Source organism: Microvirga massiliensis, from assembly GCF_001006805.1.
GTDB classification, from domain to species: domain Bacteria; phylum Pseudomonadota; class Alphaproteobacteria; order Rhizobiales; family Beijerinckiaceae; genus Microvirga; species Microvirga massiliensis.
In genome coordinates, this window is the sequence record NZ_LN811362.1 from 187,528 (window position 1) to 212,451 (window position 24,924).

A 24,924-nucleotide genomic window follows, 5' to 3' on the forward strand; every position below is an offset into this window, starting at 1 on the left:
CACGGACTTTGATCCACGCACCTACGGATATCGGAAGCTCAGCGATCTGGTACGAAATACGGGCGCATTCGAGGTCAATCAGCCAGAGGGGTCCGGATTGCGGGTCCGCCTCAAAGCCTCGGAAGCCAAGTCACCGACAAGGACGGCTGGCAGGCGACATCGAGGGGCGAGCGTGAAGACTACTGATTGAAACCGGTCGGGCTCTGCCTGATCAGGATCTCATAGGCTCCTAATGCCGAATGGACCGAAATCCCTTCCACGATGGCGAGCAAGGCTATCCCGCGTGCAGGCTGAAGACTGAAAATCACGCTCATCGTGCCCGCCGCCAGCCCGCTCGCTCAGCGTCACCCTCGGTGCAGAACCAGCGCTCGCCATTCTCCTCGTCGATCTTCACGCGGGCATAGGTTGACTGCCAGGGCATGTGGTAGATGCGCTCTCCGGAGCGGGACACGTTCCCCTTGATTGGGCAGTCGCGCTGCTTGTCGGCCTCGACGCTTTCGATGGCATTTTCCCACCTTTTCGCCCGGAACTCCCACGGCGGCTGGTTCTCCGCCGCAAACACGCCGCGTCGGGACGATCGCGCTTCAGCTTCCGAGGAGCGATACGCGTCGCTGTACTTCACAAACGCCCATGCCAGACTTTGGCGGACCAGCGCATTGTTGATCTCCCCAGATCCAGTCGTGCAGACCGCCAAGAGACGGCCATAATCGTCATGGGAGTCTCCCCGACAGGTAACCTCCTGACCTTTGGTCAAGCGCTCCAGGGCTCGTGTTGCGGATCGCCCACACGCCCATTCCTTGCCGTGCTGGTCGGTGCAGCGCTGAGCCCCCTCGGGGGCATCAATCCCGAAGAGGCGGACGCGGGTTGCACCGATGTCGAGGGTGTCGCCGTCAAGAACTTTCGCTGTGCCGGTGACGGATGCGAGGCCATCACGTGCTCAAACGAGAGGTGGGCCGGGGAGAAAGAAGATGGCGAGAACCGCACATGCTGTGGCAAGGGCGGCTCGATGGTTCGAACGCATCACGGTCCAGACTTCCTATCTCGTGTTAAAATCCAATATCTGGTGTCCGTGTTGAACCGCCGCCTTGGGTGGAACGCGGATGTTGCAGATCAACCTACGGCGCTGCGCCCACAGGAGTATGCTCCCGCGCCGCTTTCCGAAACAGCCAAGCCGATCCAAGCCACAACGCAATGAAGATCCCGGTCAGCATCACGATACTCCATGGCCACGACGCCCCCAAGGAGCCCAATCCGGCGCTCAGGGCGATCACGGCGACCAACGCCTGAGCGAACGCCGTTGCGACCAATGCGCGGGCCATTCCATGCGGCTGGAAGCGCGCGATGACGGCACCGATAATCCCGACAGCGAGCACTCCGCCATACATCAAGTTGGCGGGGTTATCCTCAGCCCCAATGATGCCGACAGCAAGGTTCATCCAGACGAGGATGAATGCTGCCGCGAGCGCAACGCCGACAGCGGCTCGGTAGGCGCTATTGGCCGTCATCCTCGCTGCTAGTTCGTAGATGCTGCCAGCACCGACCAGCATCGCGCCGAAAATAGCGAAATCGGCCACATCCCAGTCCACCTCGTCGGTGACCTGCATCGCGAGAAAGGGCAGCAGGAGCGCTGCGGTGCCCCAGACCGGTATCTTCCAGCGGCTCCTGCGCCGTCCGCCACCGATCTCTATGTTTCCTGGCATTGTCTTGCCTCCGTGCAGGGGTCGAGAGCGGGCTTTCGGTTCGGGTACCAAGCGTCGGATTTCGACCACTAGCGGCTTGAGAGGCAATACGCACCGCACGAATGGTAGCCGCTCGGGCATGCGCCGGTCTTTGGGATCGCATGCTTCGCCCGGTCACGAGGAAGCCGTGGCAGTATTTCCTCAGGATCTGTTCAGCTTTGGTGGAGCTTAATGGCCAAGAAGAGGTGCATCCTCTTCTCTGGAGATTCTACCATGCGTAAGATCTCAACCTTGGCGGTAGCCACTCTTCTTGGCGGCATCATAACGTCAACGGACGCTGAGGCCACCTACTGGGGTTACGGTTACCCGGTCTACCCGGCCCCGGTCGTCTATGCCGCGCCTGCCTACTATCCCCCCTACTGGGGCGGCTATGGCTATCCCTACTATCGCCGCGTTTACGTCGCGCGCCCGATCTACCGCCCGTATTGGGGTGGCTACTATGGACGCCCATACTGGCGGGGCGCTTATTGGGGGCGCCCGTACTGGGGCGGTGGCTATTGGGGTGGACGAGGCTATTACGGCCGCTGGTAAACGAAAGGCCCGGCTTTTGTAGCGACTCGATTTCCAGCGCCTGTGGCTAGGGAAGAGGCCGCTCGAACTGTGCGATGCGTGTCGCGGCGCAAGCGCCGAAGTGACCTGTGGGCACGTTCCGGCGATCTCCTCGAACGTGATTACTGTCCCGAAATTTGACAGGTGCGGTGAGTACTCTACCCGCTTCGAGGCGCTGCACAGCAGGATTGTCGCGGCATCAGCATGCGGCACAACAGCTTTCGGTGCAGATGCCGCCCAACACTTTGCCTCTCAAAATGAGAAAGGCGGTTTGGGTCTATGATGTGGGCCAGCCACCGTGGTGGCCTATCTCAGTTCGAGAGGCAATATGCGCCAGACGAATGATATCCGCTCGGACAGGCACCGGTCTTCGGAATGGCGCGCCTCGCTCGGTCACTCGACGCAACGCAATAGTCGCCCGAGGAGTGGTAGCCTGATGGACATGGGCCGACTTTAATCAGGGCTGGACGGGCACCCCGTTCCCGCGAGTTCGGAATGCAGGCGCTCCCACTCGAATGGTAGCCTGAGGGGCATGTCCCGACCTTGGGTACGGCTTGCGCCTGAGCATCCCCTACGAGTGAGGCCCAGCAAGTAAGGCAGACCAGAGCACCGATGCAGCGCTCCCTCATATTCCACCTTGTGGTCACTCGCATCGCACCATCACACTGATCGAGGTGGCTTGCTCGGCGAGATCAGGGGCTGACAGGCGGGTCAAGTTCGTGCCCGAGCCGGTGCTGAAGTTCACGCGATTACTTTCCAGGAACGTCGCCAGTGCCGATGCCTTAATCGCGAAGTTCACGTTTTGCGGCAAGTCGCCTGTTGCTGCGACCGTCTTTAGGGCATTGAGTTTTGATGTGACGACGCCCACGAGGCCGCCGGTCTCGTCGAGCAGCGGGCCGCCGCTGTTGCCGGGCTGAATTGGGGCCGAGATCTGAAGATACCGAGTGTCGTCCCCGATCCCGGCCAGCGCCGTGACGTTCCCAAGAGTGAAGTTCCCCGAGCTTGCGAGCACGCTCGTGAACGGGAAGCCAAAGGCCGCGATCGGCTCTCCCAACCGGACACCGAGCCGGAGCGACGCGGCCTTGCTCACGGTCTGTTCCACCTTCAGGAGGGCGAGATCGTTGGTTGAGTCCTGGGCCAGGAGCCGAGCCGAGGCGGCTGTCCCGGACGGTGACTTAACCTCGATCGTCGAGCATCCGGCGACCACATGGCTGTTGGTCACGATGTGCCCCTCGGAGGTCACGAAGAATCCCGTTCCCGAGGAGGAGCGGCTCGGTTGCTTTGGCGGAGTAGACGGGGGAAGCGGTGCGGGTCGAATGGCAGCGACGCTCTCCGCCCGAGGCGGCGCGGGGCTGCGCGGGATGTAGCCCTGCTCCTCCAGGTGCTTTCGCAGAGCGACCGGAAACGTGATCGGCCGCTCCTTGCCCTCAGGGCACGAGCCAGTCACCTGCGCGACGGTGCATTCGGTCAGAGGCCAGTCCGAGGACCGGTCGTAGAGCGCCAGCATTCGGTTCCACGCGTCTTCGAACTCGCCCACGAGCGCCTTGGTCGCGACCCATGCTGCCAGGAATCCGTTCGACCGCCAGTAGTCTGATTCGAGGCTCGCAACATGCTCCATCCGGTAGAGGTGCTGCCGATTGTAGGCTTGGAAGGGGGGCTCTCGCGTCACATCGACGATTCCCTCACCGACCAGCCTCGATACCTGACGGGGAGCCCACGAGCCCGCATAGGGAGCGAAAGCGTAGAGGAAGCTGTTGTCCACGCTGACCAGTTCGTAACTGCCATCCCCGTCGATATCCTCGAAATCGTAGCCTTCGCCGTCGAGGGTCGCGCCCGTTACGACCCACCACGTGCCGCCGATGGAGGTCGCGACTTTGGTCATAGTGCAGCAATGCGCGCCACCCCAGTGGGACGTGAACACGATCTGGGGTTCACGGCTACCGGGGCCAGGCGGATGGCCGTCACCTGGGCGTGGGCCTCAGAACTCGAATTCTCGTCGAGGCGAATCGTGAAGGCGAGCTTGCCGCTCTGATAGCCCGTGGCGACGGGAATTCGTCCCGACCCATCCTTTTCGGGGACGCTCGTGACGGAGACCGACAGATCGCCGACGCGCAGGGTTGCAGGTCCTTTCCCCTCGAATTTCGCCTCGCCCAACGTCACAACCGGAGAGGGCTTCCAGACCTCGGAGACGTAGGCGTCACCCTTGGAGAAAAGCAGATCCTTCGGCACACCACCTGTGCGAAGGAGATTGTCCTTGAACGCGCGGGCGTTCGGAATGCGTTCGGGACCGGCGACCACGGCATACCAGCCGTTCGTGGCCTGCATCACGCGAATGGCGGGGAACTGCCACCTATAGGCGCGGGCGACCCCAATGGCCTCGTCGAGGTTCTGCCTGCTCGCGAGGGCAATCCAGCGAGAGTCATCGCTGAGCGAGAACGGCCCCGCCAGAACGGCACTGGAAATCGTGCACGTAACGGCAACGACGATGGCAGACACAAGACGCATGGGGAGGATTTCTCGGGCTCTTCGGTCCAGCTTTGGGTCGAGGAGGAATTGTCGGATTTTGTCATCCGTCGGCTAGGGTCCGAATCCCACACCGCAGGAACTTCGTCCCGGCTAGGCCGAACCTCAGCCTTCTGCGCCCGCGCCTCTTCGGCCACTCGGATAGTAAGTTCAGTTACCAGGATGCCCACCTGGATGACGCCTCTTGGTTAAAGCTTTCTCCACAATTTGCGTCGTCTCACATGAGTTCCGGAGCTTCGCGGGTTCGTCCGGATCGCGGGCTGGCATTGGCCCGTCGAGCGCGAGCTTCTCCCCGCACGAGGCGGCATACGCTTTCGGCGCAGCCGCCCCTGATTACCTTACGCCACGCGTTTCGTTGAACTTCGGCCGGGACGAGGCGCGTGACCTCCGGCGCTTTCAGGTGACCCTTGGCGAGCAGTTCATCCGCAACTCGTTGTCCTGCTCGCAGGATTTTTTTCGTTCTGGCACGCGAATTGAATTTCGACATCCTGAATCTGCATATGATTAGATAAATACTATACATCCGGAGGCGACAATTTGCTTTGTGATGTGCCATATCGCTCAGGAGTTACAGGGGGCCACTCCGCCCCGCAACGAGAGCCGGGAGAACAGACGAGGCGAGGGCGCGTGATGGCGTCAGCCGCAGACCGGTGATCATGAGGTAGGGCGACCGACAAGACGGAATTGGGACAAACTGCAAGTGACGGTGTCTCTCTAAACGGCTGCTCAGCGAGGCTTCTCGCGAAAGGCACTACGATAAAGAGGAGACGCGCGTCCGGACGATCTGATGCCTCTCCGCATGCCCGTGATCTTCCAGGTCGGTCATGGGCATGAGTGGCGATCACAAGGATCGCTGACCGTTGGGCTACAACGTCCGCCCGAGGGGCAAGACCGGTCAATGGAAAAAGTGCTCTGGTTCCCGGCTATGATCTCGTCGAGATCATTGGGCCGCACAAACACACAATGGCCGACCATCCCAAACCCTCACGACTAGGCGGGATGAGCCGAGAATGAGCCGCTACATGCTGGGACCGGGCAACCCCCAGCCGCCAATAACATGGCCACGTGGCTGATCTGGAAGGTTAAACAACCGACTCAGGGTGTGACCAACCTCATCTCTCTCCTTCTGCATGCTGCTGGCATGTGGAGGGGGAGAAAGAGGACGATCTAGGATGTGAGGCGAGAACTGAATGATTCCGAATAATCCTGGAATGAGAGATCAGACCACCGCTGATGGCTGAAAGAACGAAGCGCCAGCGAAGTGGTTCAGCCATCAGCAGGGGTGATGCGACGCATCGCCCCTCAAGGAATTGCTTTTCTAACATGCCCGTAGTGGCTGTCCCAGTTGCAAGACGGCTTTGCTCGTCCGTGTTGGATCGTCCGAAAATCAATTCTGGGGTGAGCGATGAGATCCGGCTGTCCCATAATGTGGTGCCGTCCTGCCGATCGATGAATTTGATGGTGCGATCACTGCGGAAGTTCTGGCCCGTGCGCTGAGGTGCCCTTGTCCAGTTCACTCCGGCGATGGCGGGCAGCTTGAAAAAGCGGTTGTGGATCTGATGCCCCTGATTCCGGCGCGATATTCCTGAAGCCCATTGATCACAAACAGGCCCAGTGTCGGTGCCCCTGAAGGTCACCGACCACAGACAACCCCGATATCGGCATAGGGTCTCGGAAGTTCATCGACCAACGCCAGGATCGACAGTAATGGTTGGTCCATAGCTCATCCCGACGACTCGCCCGAGCCGGACTGGCCTGCCTCACCTGTCGGTTGTGCAGAAGGTGGCCCACTGGATACGCTTGTCGATGAACCTTGGCTTGCTGCTGAGAGATCCTCACAGGCTTCCTCAATCTTGTCGCGATTCACTGTTGAAGGCGGCGAGGTCGAAGAGACAATGCGGCTGACACCGAGGTAATCTGGCGGGAAATACACAAACTCGGTTGGATTTCCCTTGAACAGCCCGATTTTTGTCTGCTCCATCCGGTCCTGGACGAGAAGGCTTTGAGGTCCATCGATCGTGAGATCATCTATGATCCGACTGACATCGCCTGTCGCAGGACCGAACGTATCAAACCGCATGGGACCATCCGTGATCTTGTGTTCGACGAATCCCCGCTTCTTCAGGTTGGATGAATGCTTCTCCGCCGCTTGATCATAGCAGCCGTGCAGGATGTCGATCATCTTGTATGTTTCGTCTACAACTAAATTGATTTCCACCGGCCTCCCCGGCTTTTGGGCATCGAACACTCTTTGGTAGCATTCGAGGACTGGCTTCTCCGCCGCGATCTCAAGCAAGCGGTCGGCGTAGTTCGCCACAGGAGTGAGCGGATCGGTGCGGGCTTGGGGGGCTTTCAGAATCTCACGCAAGCGGGCTTGCGATGGCTGGTTGGGAACGGTGGCGATGTTTCGGCCATTGAGGTTGATGGCCATGATGGCGCGGTGAGCCATGACGAAGCCATTGCCGCCTCGGAAATCTTGGAACTGTGCTCCCGTGGATGACAGGCGGGCTGTGGGTGGGACCATGCTCGCCGATTTAATATAGGCGATGTGGAGCAGGGTTTCTGCCATTGACTGGGTGCGTCCCGTCGTGTGGGCGACCGCAGCGTTCAAGTTGTATGGGTCAGAGGGGATGTACCGTCTCTCACACCCACCCTGCACGGGTCCCAAGTATTTGCGACTCATGGTGGCCTCGTGCCGCCTGCGGGTAAAGTGTCCGGGCAATCGTTATTATAACTCATTCCGTTGTTCCGTCTCGTAAGACCTTTAGTTGAAGTAGACTGAGCAATCGTCGGGTGTGCGATTTGGCACATCGAAACTCCAGTGCCTTATTGGGTCTTCCGATTAATGAGGGCGCGTCACTTGTCAGAGGCAGAAGCAAGTTCCTGCGTGAAGAGGCGAATGTGACCTGATCTCTCGGCTGGGAGAGCGGCTCGAAAAGAAACGGAGCAGATCCGGATAACTCTGAAACTGATCGGTAGAATCAGAGTGCGCTGGTGCTCGGGAACTACTACGGCCGTGAATTTGCAAATCAGGATCTAACAGGTCCTGCCCCGGCGAAAGTGGGGCAGCGACTGGCGGTCGATAGACAAGGCCGGGGTCGGCCCATAGCATCGTACACCCTGCTCCGGGAGGCGACTCGATGCGATCCCTGCCATTGGTTATTCCAGCCGTCCTGTGCTCCGTCTTCATTCCCGTACCCTCGGCCAGGGCGGCACAAGACTGTGCCAGTCTGGCGAACCTGAAGATCGAGAATACCAACCTGCTCTCGTCCACCGAGGTGCCAGCGACCGGTGACCTTCCGGGTTACTGCCGCGTGCTGGGCTTCGTGCGTCCTGCCATCAACTTCGAGGTACGCCTGCCCCTCCAGTCCTGGAACGGCAAGTTCTACATGGCTGGATGTGGCGGCTTTTGCGGCACGCTCGATGCGGACCGCCCCGGCTTCACCAACGCCATGAACTTTGGCCTTCGGCGGAACTATGCCGTCTCAACCATGGACTCGGGTCATTGGGGCACCAGTGTTCTCGACGGTCGATGGGCCATGAACAACCCCGTTGCCCAAATGGATTGGGGCCAGCGCGCCGTCACGGAAACCGCGCGTATCACCAAGAGCCTTCTCAAGTCCTACTACGGCACTGAACAAAGGAAGTCGTACTTCGTGGGCTGCTCGACCGGCGGACGGATGGCTGCCATGGAAGCGCTCCGGTACCCGAAGGACTTCGACGGCATCATCAGCGGGGCTCCAGCCCTCGACTATACCGGACTGGTCGCGACGTTCTTCGCTTGGGCCACGAAGGCCAACACGGGACCAGACGGGAAGCCGATTTTCGCATCCTCGAAGGTCAAGCTGGTCCAAGATGCCGTTTATGCCGCTTGTGACGAGAAGGACGGGCTCAAGGACGGCCTGATCTCCGATCCTCGGCAGTGCGATTTCAAGCCCGCCTCGCTCCAGTGCAAGGCCGGGAATGCTCCGGACTGCCTGACGGAGGCGGAAGTCGGCGCTCTGGACAAATGGTATCGTGGTCCGGTCAACAGCAAGGGCCAGCAACTCTACCCTGGCGGCCTTCCGATGGGGTCAGAAATGCACTGGCCGCGATGGCTGACCGGCCTCGGCAATGCGCCCGCTCTGATGCCGCTCTTTGCGCAAGATTTCATCCGCTACATGGCATTTGAACCCTCCGCAGGGCCGACGTTCAAGGTCACGGATTTCGATTTTGACAAGGACCCGGCCCGCACCGCCCCACTGTCGCGGGTCTACAATGCTGCGACCTTCAATCCCGAGACCGGTGACATGGTGATGGGGGACATCAGTGCCTTTCGGCAGGCGGGTGGAAAGCTGCTTGTCTATCATGGTTGGAGTGACGCCCTGGTCACGCCTCAGGCAACGGTGGAGTTCTATGAGGCTCTGGCCAAGAAGTCGGGCGGACTGGGCGCGACACAGGAGTTTGCCCGCCTGTTTATGGTGCCAGGAATGGACCATTGCGGAATCGGGACAGACGGGCCTGGGATCGCGGACACCGGCATCGACCCGCTGGCAGCCCTGGAGCAGTGGGTCGAGGAGGGCAAGGCTCCCAGCGAACTGGTCGCGACGAAGACTGGTGGAGACGGAAACCAGACCCTGTGGCGACGGCCTGTCTGCGCATACCCGAAGGTGGCGAGCTACACCGGAAGCGGTGATGTGACTGATGCCACGAACTTCACCTGTGCCGATCGGGCTCCCTGACCATGCCAAGACTTGATGGTTCCCGGCACGCTCCACCAAGAACTTCCGGGCATGAAAAAACAAAAGCTTCCGGAACGCCCTAGACGCGAAAATCCTGAGATTTTTTGATATAGCGGACAGGTCAGAATTACCCGCACCGATAATCGGGAGCGGGACTGGCGACCAGGATCGAGATGGGATGCTCGGGACGGATCATCACATCGACTATCCAGTCCGAAGCTTGCGCGGGGACATGGTGCTCAAGCGTTGAAAAGATACGGACGAAACGGGAGTGTGGAAGATCCTTCAACGCCGCGTGGCGTCCGGCTGATTATTCGCGAATTCGCCTGTCGAAGCTTTACACGGAACCTGCACCTGTCGCAGAGATTGGCAGGCAGCGGAGTGGGAAGAGGAATTACTGGTCGTGTGGGCAGCGCGATATAACCGGCATGTCGCAGCAGTGAAGCGGCATCTCAAGTCGAGAGCAATCGACATCGGGCCGCAGATAAATGGAAAGCGACGCCAGCAGTTCTACCGTGTCCATGCAACTGGTCCCCATAGGAGGGCGGAGATCGTGCAAGCCCTCACAGAATATTACGGGACGCCGACGGATCGATCTGGAGCCCTCCTGTTCGCAAAGCAGGAGGACGAGGTTGTCGCGTGGCTGAGTCCGAACGGGGAACTCGCCTTCGAAGGCGATCATTACGGGAATCTGTCTGCGCTCAGATAATGGATCAACACGGGTAAAGTAGCAGGGCAGCTTTCCGGCAGATCCACTCGTAAGCGTCAGGCCCAGAACAGATCGGCACCATGGAGGGGCAACACGAGTCAGAACGACACCATTCCGAAAATGCACATCATCGTCACGCGAGAAACATCCGACACGCTCGGGTCTGTGCAATTCCGCTGGAGTGTGACGATGAAGGCTCGGGACGCGACCGGAAAGAGATCGCTGGGCTATCGAGGATCTGGAACGATTAAGGAAGATCTGACCGGCCTAGAGTTCGAGACCGGGCCGGAAGTTTATGACGAGCACGTTCCACGCTGGACCCCATGAATCCGACGGACCGCCCGGACATTCGGAGGCAGATTATACGGGTCGCCAGAAACGCGGCAGACCGCCTAAAGAAGAGTGGCGAGGATCGGTTCGAACATTTCGTGCTGCTGAAGGCATGAGCCGCTCGACCCTATCAGTAGCACCGGCAAACGAGCATCAACTCAATGGCTCAATGTGCTTGACCTCTCGCCAACTTGCGCGATCCTGGCAAGCTTGGCAGTGATGGTGATCGCCCAGAAAGGAGCCAATGCCTCTCGGGAGTGCTGTGGATGAGCGGAGTATCTGAAAGATACCAAGAACTCTTCGTCGGAGCGCTTCACGGGCCATCATGCTTGCCGAAAGAGCGGATCGAGAACGTCGAGCTACGGGACGTGATCGAGTTCCTGGCGCGAGATTTCACAGCGGTGATCGAAGGGCGGGCTGATCTTGAAGAGTTGGGAAAGCGGTACCCGGGGAAGTAATGTCTGGCCACCTTCTCTCGCCGACAAACCGAACAGGAAACGACATGAAGGAATGGATCGCCGTCCTCAAAGCCGCCGACGCCGCCGCGCGGTGGCATGTTCACCAGCGCCGGAAGGGGGCTGCCCAAGAGCCCTACATCAATCACCTGCTGGAGGTCGCAAGCCTTGTGGCGGAAGCGACTGAAGGCAGGGACCCGGAACTCGTGATCGCGGCGCTCCTCCATGATGCCATCGAGGATCAGGAGGTGCCCCGCGCCATGATTGCCACGCAGTGGGGCGAAGAGGTCGCCCGCACGGTCGAGGAGGTCACGGACGACAAGAGTATCCCGAAGGTGGATCGGAAACGGAAACAGGTCGAGAGCGCGGCGAAGAAGTCCGACCGGGCGAAGCTCATTAAGCTGGCCGATAAGACGAGCAATCTGCGCGCGATCACCGCGAGCCCGTCACCGGACTGGTCGGTGAAGCGGCGGCTCGAATACGTCGCATGGGCTCGCGAGGTCGTCGCGGGGCTGCGCGGGACGAACGCGTGGCTCGAAGCTGAGTTTGACCGCGCTGCCGAAGCTGCGGATCAGTCTGTAGAGCCGTAGAGCCCAATCGATAATGGCGGGACCGGTTACCGCTTGTGTCTCAATAGCGGCGCAAAAGCCGACATTGTGGGAGGTCCAAGAAGGGCCAATCGCGTTATTCGGCACCGCAGCAAAACGGGCCGCTACTCGATCACCTCGTCGGCGCGGGCGAACATCGCCGGTACCGCTCGGCGTTCCTCAATCAGGCGCTTGCTACTTCGTAGCCACGATCCTGACGCCGCCCAGCTTGCGCTCTTGAATGAGGTCAACAAATCGGATGTAGGACTTGTGGAATGCATCGTGCCCCATTGGGGTGCCAGCCTGTCGGGCTTCTTCACGCAGCAATTGATACATTGCCAGTCGTTCCTTCAGAATTGGTCCCCATTCTTTGGTCAAATCCTTTGTCGAAATCACTCTAAAGCCGACGCTTTCGACAAGACTGCGATATTCGGGGATTGACCGAAGAGGCTGAATAGCCATTCCTTCCCACATCAATTGCGCATCAGCATCGATAAGCGGCTGATTAGCTATCCAATCTGTGAATGCCAATCGGCCGTCCGTCCTCAGAATACGAAAAGCTTCAGCAGCCGCTCTCTTCACATCAGGAACGTGGCAAAATGCTTCTTGGCTGACGACAGCATCGATGCTCGCGTCGGGAAGTGGCACGTCCATCACGTTGCCCTCGACAATCCGTGCAGTGCCGTGAAGGCCAACGCGTCTGGTTAACTCCTGTGCGCCCGAGACGCGCGCTGGCGTCAATTCGATACCAGTCACGTCGGCTCCATATTTATGAGCCAGATAACGCACCGTGCCGCCAAGTCCCGCACAGAAATCGGCTACGCGCGATCCATTGCTAATCTGCGCTCCTCGCGCCAATTCATCGGTAGCGTCGAGGCCGCCATAATGATCTTGGTCATGGGGAAATAGCTCTTCTGGACGTAAGCCGTCGAGATGGCCACGGCTTGCGCGTAGTTTCGTAAGGATGATTTCGCATGAGATGGGATGACGATTATAGAAATAGACGGTCTGTGAAGTTGCATCGCTCATGACAGTTGCCTCCATGGCTCGGGGCACGCCAATCTTCGCAATCCGATTAGGCCATCAAAACACCAAATGGCGACGAGCAAAATAGGGAGTGGTGCTCAATTTGCGCTGCGAAATTTCTGAACGCGATCAGTTTGGCAACGGTCTTCTCCGAATAGGTGCTCATGTTCTGCCAGCCCCGGTTCTCCTCGAAGCAAGCTTAGGCATTGGGTTGCCATGGCTCAAGCACCCCTGCCGCTTGGGCGCAGCTTGTGGGAGATTGATCTGCCAACCGGAACCATTCCGGCCCGAAAGAATCGAGTCCGCGTGGTTCAGTGGCGTAGCGTGCGTTCTGCCAGCGCGAGGCAGTTGCCCGTGGGCTTTATCCCGCCCTGTGAGCCGGTCTTGGCCCGTCAGGTGCCGACCGGCCCCGAATAGGTTCACGAACTGAAGTGGGATGGCTAGCGCATTCTGGCGCGGCGCTACCGGAGCGTGGTTCGGCTGTGGTCCCGTGACGGGCAGGATTGGGCGAGCGTGTTCCCGGCCATCGTGGACGCGATCCGGGCGCTCCCGGCTGATTCCGTCATGATCGACCGAGAGGCCGTCTGCTTCACAGAGGACGGCGCACCGGAATTCTAACCTCCTCGATCCGAGACAGCCTGCCGGAAGGCAAGGCTGATCTCCTTCGACCTCCTCACCCTTGAGGGACACGACGTGCCCCAACCCTATCCAAGGGCGTCGGACCAAGCTCGCCTACCTGCTGAACGGGGAGCCCCATGACGGCCTCTGGTTCAGCAGTCACATCGAGGGCCGCAAAGGAGCGGCTCTGTTTCCTCATGCATGCGAGATGAACCTCGCAGGGATCGTCTCAAAGCCCCGAGATCGCCCGTAGAGGTCTGGCCTCAACGCGGTCCGCGTTTCTGCACGGCACGCACAGCGTAGGCAGAGAATTCGATTCTCCTTCAAAGACTTGGGCAAATTCTGCTGTCTGCGAGCCAGAAATTGGTTGCCAAAATCCAGTTCCATGAGAATCTTGAACCGTCCGAAACAACGACGGAGCCGCCTTTGGGGACATCAACTGCGAAGAAATCCTCCAAACCGCGCTCCATCGACGGCTGGAGCCTCGAAACCGCCGTCCATCTCGACACCGCAGTTCCCGGCTTTCTCACTTTCCTTGTCTGCGCCTCGACACTCCGCCGTCAGACAATTCTCACGGCCCTCGCCGAACTGGTCCTTGACGGACCCGAAAGCCTCGCCGCCCGGCTCCGTCCCCGTCCTTCTGCCGATTGCCTTTCTCATCTCGATCCGCGCGAACAGATCGCTCGCGCGCTGATGGCCTCAATGCGCGCACGGGAGATCATCCGCGCGGAATACGGTCACGTGCCGGACGGCCTCGTAGGTGTCTGCACAGGCTCGGTGATGCACTTCTCCCAGAACCGGAATCGTACCGGACACTCTATGAGACTTTCACTCGGCTCAAGCATCGCTTTCGTGCCAGGGCTCTGATGCAGTGGACAGGCACGATTAGCGCCGCACACATCAAGATCGTGCATCGCCTCGATCCGCTTCTCGTCCACCAGAACATCCTGAAGCACGTTTACAGCGCCTCCCAGGCCGACGATGCAAATGCGGCGCTCGCTCTGGTTCGAGCGACGGTTTCAACCGCGACTGATGATGCAATCCGCCAGTCCGTCGAAAATTTGGGCGAGAAATCGGATCTTGAGAAGTTCTTCAACCGGTGGCTGGCGCGAATGGACCGCTCTCCGGTGAAACCGCCGATCCCCCCTGACGATCCCGATTTCCTGGTGGTGACCACTGGCGTTGCGCTGCACACTCTCGGGCGGCGCTACCGCAATTGCGCATCCCAGAAGGTCCCGCTCGTCGCGGCTGGCGCGCACGCCTACATCGAGTGGCGTCACGCCCCTGGCACGATCGCGGAATGCCGTCGAACCACAGACGGGAAGTTCCTGTTAGTCGATGTCCATGCGTTCAAGAACCGGCGTCCGGATGCAGCATTGGCAGCCACCGTCCGCCGGAAGCTCGAAGAGCGCGGCATCCCGGCGCTTTCCCCTGGAGAAGGCTGTCCACGCGTCCGCGAGGTTCTGCGCCTCCTCGGCGTGTGGGAGTTCGGCGGCGATCTCGGTTTTGACCACGACGATGATGAAGACGGTCTGGCTGGCCTCGGTGAAGAACTTGGGGAGGCTGCCGATGTCGCGTGAGCGATCCCGACTGGCTTTCTAAGCCCACCCAAGAGGTTGCCGGTCAGATTTCTGGTCGGCGCGTTCCGGAGAGCCGAGGGGGAGAAACCGAGATGGCTGGGGTATTCACTGCGGTTGCCGTCATTGTTCTCATTCTCTTCGTCGTGATCCCATGGCTCTGGGCTCACGCGATCTGGATCGTGGCCGGGATTGCGATCCTGATTGCCACCGAGGAGTTGGCCCCGGATCGGAAGCAGGTCGCAGCGCAGGTCCAGGTTGCCGCAAGCTTCAACGACAATGTCCAGGTCTCGGGAGAGCGCGCCTTTCTAGGCGATGGCCAGAAATACGTATCGGCTATCGTTCACAACGGGAGCAATGCCCGAATCTACGACGTATGGCTCCGGTGCTAGTATGCCGGGGGCGCGAAACGCTGGATCTCCGATCCGACTCCACAGGGCGGGCGGACCAACAGCACGTACCACTACGGCTACGTCGAGATGGGCTCGTCGCAACAGATCCAGGTTCCGCTCGAACCGGATGGGCTCCTGGCCGTGGCAGATCCGTCGAGCTTCCAATGCGACGCTCGCTACGTGGTTGAGAAATCAGACCTGTTTCGAGGGCGCTGATCGTGGAAAGGACGTCTCGCATCCGGACAGCTAACGTCCGCTATCTATCTCTAGCGTGGGCCTTGAACGACGCCGATCCGTCGTGGTGACGGCCTTCACATCATACCTGGGATGTTTGTCAATCTCAGGCTTCAATGCCTTCGGTGGGAACTCGCCGTAGTCTCCACCCTCGTTCTGCTGGGCGTGTCCCTGAATTGCGTCGAGCTTGGCCGAGTCCATTCCAGACAGTCGTCCGATGGTCTTGAAACGGTGCCGCCATCCATGATTTGGGGCAATGTTCGGATCGTCGACCCCGAGGCTTCGAACCCAGCGACCGAGCTTTTCCCCGACCCGCACAAACGTGGGGACGCTCTTGGTCTTCGTGGCTCGGTCGTGAGAATAGAAAAGCGGTCCCCGGCCGCAGGACCTGACAAACTCGACGAATCCTTGCTCGACCAGATGATCGTGCAGTGGCACCTCCCGGAATTGGTTAGTCTTCACGCGTCCTGCTTCCGGCGTGATCCGGATGCCGTAGCAGGTCACGTCCACGGGGCGGCCGCCGTCCCCTGTCCTGGTCATGGTGAACTCAAACAGGTCCTTGCCCCGAAGCTTGGTGATCTCGTTGACGCGCGCACCGGTGTAGGCGCAGAGCCAAGGCACCCAGCGGCGGGCGGCGGCATGCTCGCGGGTCATCAACTCGCTCGGCTTCGCATGCGTCGCGGAGAGGATGAGCGCGGCCTCCTCTTCCGTGAAACCCTTTGGGCGAACCTTCGCCTTCTTGGCGACCGTGACCTTCACGCCGACGGCCGGATTGATCTTCAGCTTGCCTTGACTGCAGGCCCAGCCGAAGACAGCGCTCGCGGAGGCGATATAGGCGTCCCGGATAGTGACAGGTTCCATCTCGCCACCCTCTAGAAGGTGGTCGCGCCACCGGATCAGATGGTCAGTCGTGATCTGACGCATATCCTCGACGCCCGCGAACACCACCATCCGGCGCAGCAGAGGTTCCCAGCGCTTGATTGTCGAAGTCGACGTCCGGTTCTGCGCGGTGTACCCGGACCATAGCTCGTCGAAGGTCAGGGCTTCTCCGATCGGGGTGAGGGCGGGGAAGCGCTGTTCCGCCGGGTCGGGAGAGTAATCACCTGCCGCGTTCCGCTTCAGACGCGCGTGGGCGTCTCGCATGGCGTCGCTGGCCGCCAAGACGAGCCGCCGCCGGTCGGCCGGACCAATCCGGAGCCCGGTCTTCTCGAGCAGTGCTTCGACCCTGTCGCCGTAACGGCTCCTGACCATCGCCTCTATCCGCGACCAGCCAGTGACGAGCTTCAGGCCGTCGGGTGGCATCCGACGCCGGCGCAGTGTTTGCGCGAAGCCGTCGAAGGCGAGGGCCTGGGACCAGCGCCGCCCGTCGCCGGGATCGGCTTGGTGGGCTGTGATCTCGGCGCGGTAGATCTCGCCGGCCAGGGCATGCACCTGCTCGTTGGTGAGCTTCACCTCGCCCCGTTGGAGATTGGCCCAACGCTCCTGGACCTGCTGGGCCACGACTGCCCATCGCTGCCGGGCGATTTCGGGGTCCTTGGTGCGGAGGGAGACCTTTTCCTCTCGCTTCCCGACGAGCGGGACGAGGCTCTCCGGCACGCGCTTGCGGTACCAATAGACGCCGGTCTTAGGATGCTTCTGGGGACGCGCCATGCGGAGAGGCATTGTGTACCACCCTTGTGTACCAGCGGGCGGCAAACAAAACCTTTATCGAGCAACGATTTCAGGCCGGATCGGACTTTGAGCGGTGCGGATGGCGGAGAGGGGGTCCGCCTAACATAATGTCCAGCATAGTCCAGTGCGTTTCGCCAGAGTCCAGCTATCCGCATGAAATCACAGAGGAGTTGGTCTGCCGTCGTCCAAGCCTGTCCATTGCGGATCAGCTCAATCTCGATTACAAATTGGGACTGGTATTGGGACTGGAATGAGGACCCGCCAATGTCCCGTGCGATGCACAAGCTCTCGGCTCGAACCGTCGAGGTGATCACGAAACCTGGCCGCCACAGCGACGGAAACGGGCTCTACCTCGTGATCGACAAGACCGGTCGGAAGAAGTGGGTCTTCATCTACATCGTCGCCGGCAAGCGAAAGGAGATGGGGCTCGGCCGAGCCGGGAAGGGCGGGGTCTCGCTCGCCGAGGCGCGTGCCAGTGCCGAGAAGGCCCGCGCCGCCGTCCGTGAGGGCGCGGATCCGATCAAGCAACGTGATGTGAAGCGGGAGGAAAAGCGCATCCCGACCTTCGGAGAGATTGCCGACCAGCTCATCGAGAGCATGCAAGACGCATGGCGAAACGCGAAGCACCGGGCGCAGTGGACGATGACGCTACGCGACTATGCGAAGCCGCTGCGGTCACGGCCCGTCAATGAGATCACAACCGTAGATGTGCTCGCAGTCCTACAGCCGATCTGGAGGACAAAGCCGGAAACGGCCTCCCGTCTCCGAGGTCGGATCGAAAGAGTCCTGGATGCCGCAAAGGCCCGCGGCTACCGGAGCGGCGAGAACCCGGCGATGTGGCGCGGTCATCTCCAACGGCTGCTACCGCCCCGTCAGAAGCTTACACGCGGGCACCATGCCGCGATGCCCTATGAGGATGTGCCGGCGCTCGTCTCCACTCTGCGGCAGCGAATGGACATCTCTTCACGAGCTCTCGAGTTCACGATCCTGACGGCAGCGCGCTCGGGCGAAGTCTTTGGGGCAACCTGGGGTGAACTCGACTTGAAGACGAAGATCTGGACCGTGCCGGCGCAGCGCATGAAGAGCGGGCGAGAGCACCGGGTGCCGCTCGTCGACCGAGCTGCCGAGCTCTTGGAGGAACTGAAACCTCTGGATGGGGAGGTCGACCCGCATCATCTGATCTTCCCTGGCCGGAAAGCCGGGCGTCCGCTGTCGAATATGGCTCTGAACATGCTGCTGCGCCGACTCGGCCATGGGGATTGCACGGTCCACGGCTTTCGGTCGTCATTTCGGGACTGGGCCGGCGAATGCACCGAGTTTCCGCGCGAAGTGGCGGAGGCCGCCTTGGCGCACATCGTCGGCGACGAGACTGAGCGCGCCTACCGCCGCGGCGACGCGCTGGAGAAACGCCGCCGGCTCATGGAGGCGTGGGCGACCTTCCTCAACAACGATGAGGCAATATCGAACATCGTAGCGATCTCAAGGAAAGCCGATCAGGCCGTGGCATGAGCCGGGGTCGATCTTCGATCACGCGTTCCTGGCAAGAGGCTGAAAACTAATCCAAAGCGGAAGCTACACCGGGCTTCGCTCTGTGCCAGTAGGGGGCATTTCCGCCGCGCCTGCGGGATGCCGGCATTTGGCCGTTTACGGACTGACAGCTTTCACGCGTGAACCTGTTGGAGCTGCTATTCGCCGTGCCCGCTACTGGAGAGATTCGACCTCAAAATAGTTTTCCAGCCATTCGAAGCACTCAAAAAACTTTGGTCGCCCGAAGCTGAACGCGGGCGCCGCTCGCGCCTCTATCCAATCGCCAACGACCGTCGCCGGACATCGTATACGCAATTGGCGATCATGTCGGCACAGGACGCGCGCAACGCAGGGGCAAGAGGATCGAGCAATACGAGGTCCCGGCGCTCGCCGAAGAACAGAAGCGCATCGCATAGCAATGCCAGGGCAGGCGCGCTGGCACGGGCGCGCGCCCATTCGCCAATGGTGGCGAGAAGTGTGCTACGTTCCCACAGCTCTTCTTCCCTTCGTTTTAACCAGTGATTGATCCCGAACCAGCGTCGGCCATTTTTAGAATAGGTCTCAACTTCGCTGTCGAGCGAGGCGAACAAGGCCGGCTTGTTCCATGTGCAGTAGCCGCGGTGAGCCTTAGCGATCAGCGGATCGAGGTGCTCTTTGCGCCAGGCTAGTGCTCCCAGGCTGTTCGCGGCATCGAAGAAGCTGGTGATGCGAATGTCGCCCATCGCCATCTCGCTCATCTGGACATAATAGGGCTCGAGCGCCTGCAGCTGGGCAAGATCCGTGACCCCTGCGCGCCCGTTGGTCCGTATGCCCCAATGCATATCAATATGCTCCAGCATCTTCTCCGGCGTCCCGCTATTGGCGATCGCCGATCGTGCGAGGGTCACCGTTTCCGGGGTGGCGAGATAAAGCGCCGCCTGGACAAACGACGGGCTCGTTTTGAGATGATCCCAATTCGCGACGATCGTCTGCACGGCGAATTCACTGCGTGCATCCATGAGCAACTCGGCGAGGATGTAGTCGGCGTCGGTGACTCTGCCGGGGACAGGCGGATCGACACGGCGCCCAGCCAAGTAACGCTGCACGTCCTCGTGCAGGCCAACAAGGCCTACCCGCCGCGCGTCGAACCACCAATAGTGTCCGCGCTCGGTATTCCAGATGCGTTGCTTGAGCAGCGGCACAGCCGATTGATCCCCTGCTGCCAGCCGAGTCCTGAGCGCTGCATCCGCCAGCACAGGATCGGCCTCAAGCGCTGCAAGGCCGGCAAGCTCGTCACGAGTCGGCGTCTGACGCCAGATTAGGAACGAAATCCTGCGTTCGAACCGATTGATCCGTCGATTGCGCCAGATCCGTTCGACCGCGGCACGGGATTGCGCACTCAGCGCGCGGCCGTGCTGTGTAGGGGACCAGGTGTGTTCGAGGTCCCTCGCGAACAGGTTGATGCCGCCCCTCCGTTCCGCTCGTCGGGAGATTTTGGCACCTAGCTGCACTGAGTAGAGCACCGCCTCCGGCGAATCGATCTTGCTCAGGATGGAGCTCAGGACATGGTTGAGCCTGCGGTCGCGCATTGCGCGCGCGAGAAGGAAAGCGATCGCGCTGGGTTCAGGTTTGCGGCTGAACGCCCAAGGAAGCGAATAGCCCGCGATATCCCAGCGCGGATTTCGGTCGAGCTTGTCAGAGGCTCGTTTGGTCGGCAATTCCGCCCAGAGATCGCACAGCGTCTCGGCCAAGGGGTGGCCGACGGGCGTGCAGCATCGAAGCGCCGCCCAAAGCCATCCCGTCGACAAGGACTTTCCGTCACCGCGCGCCCATCGCACAGCGAGAGCATCGCACAGCGTGGTGTCGCCTATTTCTCCCGCGAGGTTGAGCGCGCCTTCGAGCAGCTTGGGAGAAAGGTCGCCATTGCGGATCAACTCGGCGAGATCCGGGATGAAGTTGGAATGGCACGAGAGCGCGTGCGCGATCATCCGATCGCGCCAGGGGTCGTTGATACCTGGCTCCGAATTCGCGCAAAGCGCCGCGCCGGCGCGGGCACTGCCATTGCGAACCAAGGCTTCGAGCTGCTGGAAACTGAACGGGAAGCGCTTCGCAAGATCGGCGGCGAACGCACCATCGGTGCGCGCAAGATAATGCATCGCATGGTGCCGCTGCTGGTCGACTGCCTCGGCCTGGAACCCAGGAGACGCAATCCACCCCTCGGCGGCTTCGATGAGTTGGCGACGGCGTGCTTCGTCGAGGCTCGCGTCCGGCAGAGCGGCGAACAGCGCGACTGGATTGCTAGTCGCAGCTTCGCTGATGGCGGTTGCGGGGAGGGCCGCCAGCGCACCTCCAATCAGTTCGGCGTAGAAGGGTTCGGCCCAAAGTTCCGCGGTGAGGCGATCGCCCTCGATCAGCCGCGTCATGGCCTGTGTCAGCAGGTGATCACGCACACGATCGTGACGATACGCCAACCGCTCACCGCTGGTGCTCGCGCCAAGATGGATGATCCGTCCCTGGTCGATCAGGCGGCGGATCGCCGCCAGCGTATCACTCTCCCCGGCGAGCCAGCGGCGAATCTGGCGCCACTCGGGGTAGATCGTTTGCGCCTCGACCAGGTGCTCGGCAAGCTCGTCGAGCGCGTGCCGGAGGTCGCCCGCGAGAAGCTTATCGTCAGCAGCTTCGGCGATATTCGTGGCCACATAGGACTGGATCGCACCTTGTGGGCTGGGTGCTGACCAGTCGCGGTTGAGCCCGATGAGTAGTGGATCGTCGCCGAGTGCCATCGCCAGGCCATTGCACTGGAGGGCCGTGAGCTCGACGCCGGCGCTGCTCGCCCGTGCCCTGATGGCCTCGAGCGCTTCGGAACGTTCGAAGCGGTGAACCATGAACGAATTGCGGATCACGCGATCGTGCAACTGCGTGTCCGAGAGACCGGCATTGCCGCGCCAGACAGGGCATAGCAGCCGCCATTGGCGCACGGGCGCGCCGCCTTTCGCATCGGGTTTGCCCATAACTGACCAGCCGACAAGCCGTTCGATGATCCGGCGAGGATTGGTAGAGCGGTTGACGTCCTCGACGATGAGCAGGATGGGGTGCTCGCGAGTTGCGAGCGCGAGCGCTGCGTGACCGCATCCAAGGTCGAGCGCTGGCGCCCAGTGGCGCAAGCCTAGCGCGATCGCCTGCTCGATGGTGCTTGCCTGCTCGATGAGCTCGTGCGCAAGGACCAGGGCGATTCCGCCTTGCGCGAGCCATTCGTCGCCAAGGCGGCGAAGCGCTGTGCTCTTGCCGAGACCGGATTCGCCAATGATAAATCCCGCGCCTCGGCCCTCCCGGGCGAATTCGGCAAGCGCTGCGTCGAGCACACGGGGGACCATGTCGCCGCGCGCGACCAGCGGCAGATAATGGTCCAGGGATTGCTGCGAAATCGCACGGGCCTGCGAAGTCGAAAGCCGGACCGCTACGGTCCCGAACTGTTGTTCGCGCAGCCATTGCCCTTCGGGGTTCCGGTCAAGGAAGTCTGCGATCCGCGACGCGGGCCAGAGATCGACCATCAATCCGTCGCCAGCTGCAGCATGAACGTCGCGGATCAGCTCCTGGTCCGGGTCAGTCGTGCTGGTGAGCACGAGCGTCGCGTCTCGGACGGCCGCGCGCGCGACTTCCTTGGCGAAGATCGCCTTGGCCTTGCTGACGTCACCGTCCTTGTCGTCGAGCCATTTGCGCCGCAGGCCTTTCCGCGCCGTGATTGTGTGCTGAACCAGCAGGAGGCGACGGCTGCCGCGGTGGACGCGAATGTTGATGCCGTCGACGGGAGAGCGAACGGCTCTCCCGCTCGCGTTCGTGCCGACGTGAAGGAGAGGCGCATAAGCGGGAACAGCTTCGCGCAGCACGGCAGTGACGAGCGCTTCAAATTCGTCGGGAGAAGCGAGTTCGTTCAGCTGCTTGCGTGTCTGTGTCACAAGGGATGGCATTTCGGCGCAATAATAGGCGGTCACGATTCTAGGGATAGTTATCAGATTGTTCGCTGGAGCGCTGAACCGGCGAAGACGCACCATGGCAATTGTGCGCAATGGCGAGGCGTGTGTCAAAAGTTCACGCTCGAGCATTGCGATAACTGTTGGAAAGTTTGGTGCGGCGACGGATGACTTTAATCAATAATACGCTTCGATCAGGATGCCTCCCGCATTCAGGGATGTAGATGATCGTTCGTGAGTGGCTTTGGCTCAAATACTCGTAATCATTGGCTGCAAGTGATTGTAAACAACTCGAGGTCCCGGGGGTGATCTCTTACAAGCTCGAGTTGGCTGTGAACGACTGGCATTGGGCGCCAGGCGGCCATTGACCGTGAGGAGACAAATGTTTTCTTCGAGTCAAACTCTGACGAAGGCGAGCTCGGGCAATGGTCCGCTTAAAGCCCCTTTTGTGCTCATCCACAACGGTCACGTAGGTAGGGCCCTCGTAACCCCATCTCTATAGGAACTTCCTCAAGCGAGCGGCATCAGCGATGCGTCTATGTTGATGCGAAACAGCGACAGATTTTCGACAGAGCGAAACTGGAACAAAACACGAACATCAGCGTTTATATGGGTTAGCTAGGGTGATCGACCTCGTGAACGGTGGGCCCTGGCTTGAGCCAAGGCTCATCGCCAGAACCACGGGGCTCCCCATGCTGGCACCGCAGGCCGAAAGCGCGAGGCGGGGGGACGGGCTGACGTCAGGCTCGTAAGCAACGCGCATCCGTCGGCGGACGCTTCGTCCGACGGGCCCGAAAGCATACGGCGCCGGCTCCGGTCAGCACGTAGAAGGGCAGGCACCACCCTGGCTAAGGCCGGGGCTGGTCGACCTTTGCCCTTCGCACCAACGCCTCACCAGTCAGCACTGACACCGGTTAGGACAGAGCACTACACCCTGGCGCCTCTCGCAGAGCGGACAGTCTGACAGTCGGCAGCATCGAGCAGGACGCGACGCCGCGATCTTGATGGTCTGTGAGCACTCCTGCCAAAATGCGCGTGGCCGGGCCGGCGATCTCGACGAGATGAAAACTGGTTCGCCTCGCCGAATGCCAGAACAATATCGAGCTGATCGTGCTCAAGAACGGTCGGGGGCTGGCGGACACAGCCACGATCTTCTGCGCGATGGAGGCGAACGTCATCACCGAACTCGCGAGGAACGCATGAGAGAGACGCACGACATCCTAGCCGATCTCGTCGCGACCGGCCTGTCCCCCGAACAGCAACTGCGCCTTACGGGGCTGATGTCCATTACGTCACGCGTTACATCCGGCGAGGAAGTCGACCCGATCCGCCAGGGCCAGCGGGAGCGCCACGTGCCTATCGCGAGCGCCTGAAGGCTACCAAGCAGGAGGGGAATGGGGACGTCACACGCGACGTAACGCGTGACGTCACGCATAACGAGTTACGTAACGACGACGTAACGCGTTATGCCGATGAGGAGCAAAGAAAGGCCTCCCCACACCCCTCTAAAGAAACTACATCCCCACTACCTTCGGATGTAGATCTGTCTCTTACTTCGTTCGAGACAGACGACGGATCGGCGACCCGTCCGGTCTCGGGAGGGGGGCGTTGCCGGCTGGGGTGTTGGGCTGCCGATCGAAGCGGCTCCGGTCGAAGAGCCCAAGTCCCCCAGGGCCACGCAGAACACGGCCATCGAGGGCGCTATCGCCGCGGTGTTCGAGAAGTTCTGGGCCACCTACCCGGGACCGGTCGCACTGACCACGGCAGCGATAGTAACAGCAGGTCGACCTGCGCAAGAGGACTCTGGCCTCCTAACGGAACGGCGGCACCACGATGACAGGCGTAATGTCACGTAACGTTACATGCCGTCACGTGACGTCAGTGAGGAGGTCTCCCAGCAATAGCCCCGACCTCCCCAGTCTCCTCCTGCCACCGGGAGGACAGTCGGTCGGGCAACCGACCCAGGCATAGAGGGTGTCGGCCAACCGGCCGCTGATGAGAACGCAGCGTTGGCCTCCAGATTAACCGCTAAGGCGAGTAGAGGACGAGGCCACTTCCGGCAACAGCTGGGGCCCGGTCAGGCAAGGTTATGAGCGGAGCCGACCGACTTGTCGCGATCACACAATGCACGCTGATGTAGTCGATGGCTGCGCCGTATTGTCCCACTGATTGCTATAAGTAAATCTGAAGTTTGAGCAACTTCAAGCTATTGCGAAGATTGCGCGTGGCGTGATGCCACAAGCCGCAATACTGAATTGCCCGGCGTCATCTAAATATTTGCTCCCTGCGTGGAACCAAATCGACCGAAATATAGAT

The 24,924-nt window shown here is 60.7% G+C and carries 20 protein-coding genes; 11 read left to right on the forward strand and 9 right to left on the reverse strand.

Annotated features, from left to right (window positions below; all coding sequences use genetic code 11):
• Positions 1-46: 46 nt before the first annotated feature.
• The gene (locus tag BN1233_RS45150; RefSeq protein WP_082173670.1) at positions 47-190 is read left to right on the forward strand and encodes a hypothetical protein; all 144 of its coding nucleotides are present in this window, start codon (positions 47-49) and stop codon (positions 188-190) included.
• On the opposite strand, the gene BN1233_RS50655 is transcribed toward BN1233_RS45150, so the two are convergent.
• From BN1233_RS50655 to BN1233_RS31805, 3 genes are all read right to left on the reverse strand, one after another.
• On the reverse strand, positions 180-314 hold the full coding sequence (locus BN1233_RS50655) for a hypothetical protein (RefSeq protein WP_280139457.1): 135 nt from the start codon (positions 312-314) through the stop codon (positions 180-182). The two genes, BN1233_RS45150 and BN1233_RS50655, sit on opposite strands and share 11 nt — an antisense overlap.
• Positions 311-874 (reverse strand): thermonuclease family protein, encoded by a 564-nt coding sequence (locus BN1233_RS43600; protein ID WP_082145770.1) that lies wholly within the window; start codon positions 872-874, stop codon positions 311-313. Before BN1233_RS43600 ends, BN1233_RS50655 begins: the two co-directional genes overlap by 4 nt.
• A 241-nt stretch (positions 875-1,115) precedes the next feature.
• Complete coding sequence (locus tag BN1233_RS31805; RefSeq protein WP_046867654.1) at positions 1,116-1,700, reverse strand: hypothetical protein; 585 nt, start codon at positions 1,698-1,700, stop codon at positions 1,116-1,118.
• 252 nt (positions 1,701-1,952) lie between these two features.
• Between BN1233_RS31805 and BN1233_RS49265 the strand changes: the two genes are divergently transcribed.
• Positions 1,953-2,270 carry a hypothetical protein gene (locus BN1233_RS49265; RefSeq protein WP_046867655.1) on the forward strand — a complete coding sequence of 106 codons (318 nt, stop codon included), beginning with the start codon at positions 1,953-1,955 and terminating at the stop codon, positions 2,268-2,270.
• Positions 2,271-2,931: 661 nt separating this feature from the next.
• Here BN1233_RS49265 and BN1233_RS43605 read toward each other — a convergent pair.
• The 3 genes from BN1233_RS43605 to BN1233_RS31825 all read right to left on the reverse strand — a co-directional run bounded on the left by BN1233_RS43605 (position 2,932) and on the right by BN1233_RS31825 (position 7,380).
• Positions 2,932-4,170: a S1C family serine protease gene (locus BN1233_RS43605; protein ID WP_052764011.1), complete on the reverse strand. Its 1,239-nt coding sequence runs from the start codon at positions 4,168-4,170 to the stop codon at positions 2,932-2,934.
• A complete protein-coding gene (locus BN1233_RS46195; RefSeq protein ID WP_046867656.1) occupies positions 4,167-4,793 on the reverse strand; it encodes a hypothetical protein in 627 nt (208 codons plus the stop codon). The genes BN1233_RS43605 and BN1233_RS46195 overlap by 4 nt, the downstream gene beginning before the upstream one ends.
• A 1,741-nt stretch (positions 4,794-6,534) precedes the next feature.
• Complete coding sequence (locus tag BN1233_RS31825) at positions 6,535-7,380, reverse strand: hypothetical protein (RefSeq protein WP_046867657.1); 846 nt, start codon at positions 7,378-7,380, stop codon at positions 6,535-6,537.
• Between the two features lie 571 nt (positions 7,381-7,951).
• Between BN1233_RS31825 and BN1233_RS31830 the strand changes: the two genes are divergently transcribed.
• From BN1233_RS31830 to BN1233_RS31850, 4 genes are all read left to right on the forward strand, one after another.
• Positions 7,952-9,532 carry a tannase/feruloyl esterase family alpha/beta hydrolase gene (locus BN1233_RS31830; protein ID WP_046867658.1) on the forward strand — a complete coding sequence of 527 codons (1,581 nt, stop codon included), beginning with the start codon at positions 7,952-7,954 and terminating at the stop codon, positions 9,530-9,532.
• 553 nt (positions 9,533-10,085) lie between these two features.
• Complete coding sequence (locus BN1233_RS47550; RefSeq protein ID WP_154678323.1) at positions 10,086-10,241, forward strand: hypothetical protein; 156 nt, start codon at positions 10,086-10,088, stop codon at positions 10,239-10,241.
• A gap of 596 nt (positions 10,242-10,837) precedes the next feature.
• Entirely contained in the window at positions 10,838-11,029 is a 192-nt protein-coding gene (locus BN1233_RS31845; protein ID WP_046867661.1) for a hypothetical protein, read from the forward strand.
• Positions 11,030-11,073: 44 nt separating this feature from the next.
• Positions 11,074-11,616: an HD domain-containing protein gene (locus BN1233_RS31850; protein ID WP_147707662.1), complete on the forward strand. Its 543-nt coding sequence runs from the start codon at positions 11,074-11,076 to the stop codon at positions 11,614-11,616.
• A 192-nt stretch (positions 11,617-11,808) separates the two neighbouring features.
• Here the strand turns inward: BN1233_RS31850 and BN1233_RS45160 are convergent, their stop codons facing one another.
• Positions 11,809-12,642: a class I SAM-dependent methyltransferase gene (locus BN1233_RS45160; protein WP_074115063.1), complete on the reverse strand. Its 834-nt coding sequence runs from the start codon at positions 12,640-12,642 to the stop codon at positions 11,809-11,811.
• A 1,041-nt stretch (positions 12,643-13,683) separates the two neighbouring features.
• Between BN1233_RS45160 and BN1233_RS31860 the strand changes: the two genes are divergently transcribed.
• The 3 genes from BN1233_RS31860 (at position 13,684) to BN1233_RS31870 (ending at position 15,226) form a co-directional block, all read left to right on the forward strand.
• Positions 13,684-14,124, forward strand: coding sequence for a hypothetical protein (locus BN1233_RS31860; RefSeq protein WP_147707663.1), 441 nt, complete (start codon positions 13,684-13,686; stop codon positions 14,122-14,124).
• Positions 14,124-14,837, forward strand: coding sequence for a hypothetical protein (locus tag BN1233_RS31865; RefSeq protein WP_046867664.1), 714 nt, complete (start codon positions 14,124-14,126; stop codon positions 14,835-14,837). The genes BN1233_RS31860 and BN1233_RS31865 overlap by 1 nt, the downstream gene beginning before the upstream one ends.
• Before the next feature lie 92 nt (positions 14,838-14,929).
• On the forward strand, positions 14,930-15,226 hold the full coding sequence (locus BN1233_RS31870) for a hypothetical protein (RefSeq protein ID WP_046867665.1): 297 nt from the start codon (positions 14,930-14,932) through the stop codon (positions 15,224-15,226).
• Between the two features lie 246 nt (positions 15,227-15,472).
• Here BN1233_RS31870 and BN1233_RS31875 read toward each other — a convergent pair whose 3' ends face one another.
• Positions 15,473-17,122 carry a DUF6538 domain-containing protein gene (locus BN1233_RS31875; protein ID WP_052764014.1) on the reverse strand — a complete coding sequence of 550 codons (1,650 nt, stop codon included), beginning with the start codon at positions 17,120-17,122 and terminating at the stop codon, positions 15,473-15,475.
• A 273-nt stretch (positions 17,123-17,395) separates the two neighbouring features.
• On the opposite strand from BN1233_RS31875, the gene BN1233_RS31880 reads away from it, so the two are divergent.
• Positions 17,396-18,640 carry a tyrosine-type recombinase/integrase gene (locus BN1233_RS31880; RefSeq protein ID WP_046867666.1) on the forward strand — a complete coding sequence of 415 codons (1,245 nt, stop codon included), beginning with the start codon at positions 17,396-17,398 and terminating at the stop codon, positions 18,638-18,640.
• Positions 18,641-18,930: 290 nt separating this feature from the next.
• On the opposite strand, the gene BN1233_RS31885 is transcribed toward BN1233_RS31880, so the two are convergent.
• Positions 18,931-22,689 (reverse strand): hypothetical protein, encoded by a 3,759-nt coding sequence (locus tag BN1233_RS31885; protein WP_147707664.1) that lies wholly within the window; start codon positions 22,687-22,689, stop codon positions 18,931-18,933.
• Between the two features lie 1,118 nt (positions 22,690-23,807).
• On the opposite strand from BN1233_RS31885, the gene BN1233_RS47560 reads away from it, so the two are divergent.
• On the forward strand, positions 23,808-23,981 hold the full coding sequence (locus BN1233_RS47560) for a hypothetical protein (RefSeq protein WP_154678325.1): 174 nt from the start codon (positions 23,808-23,810) through the stop codon (positions 23,979-23,981).
• Positions 23,982-24,924 lie beyond the last annotated feature (943 nt).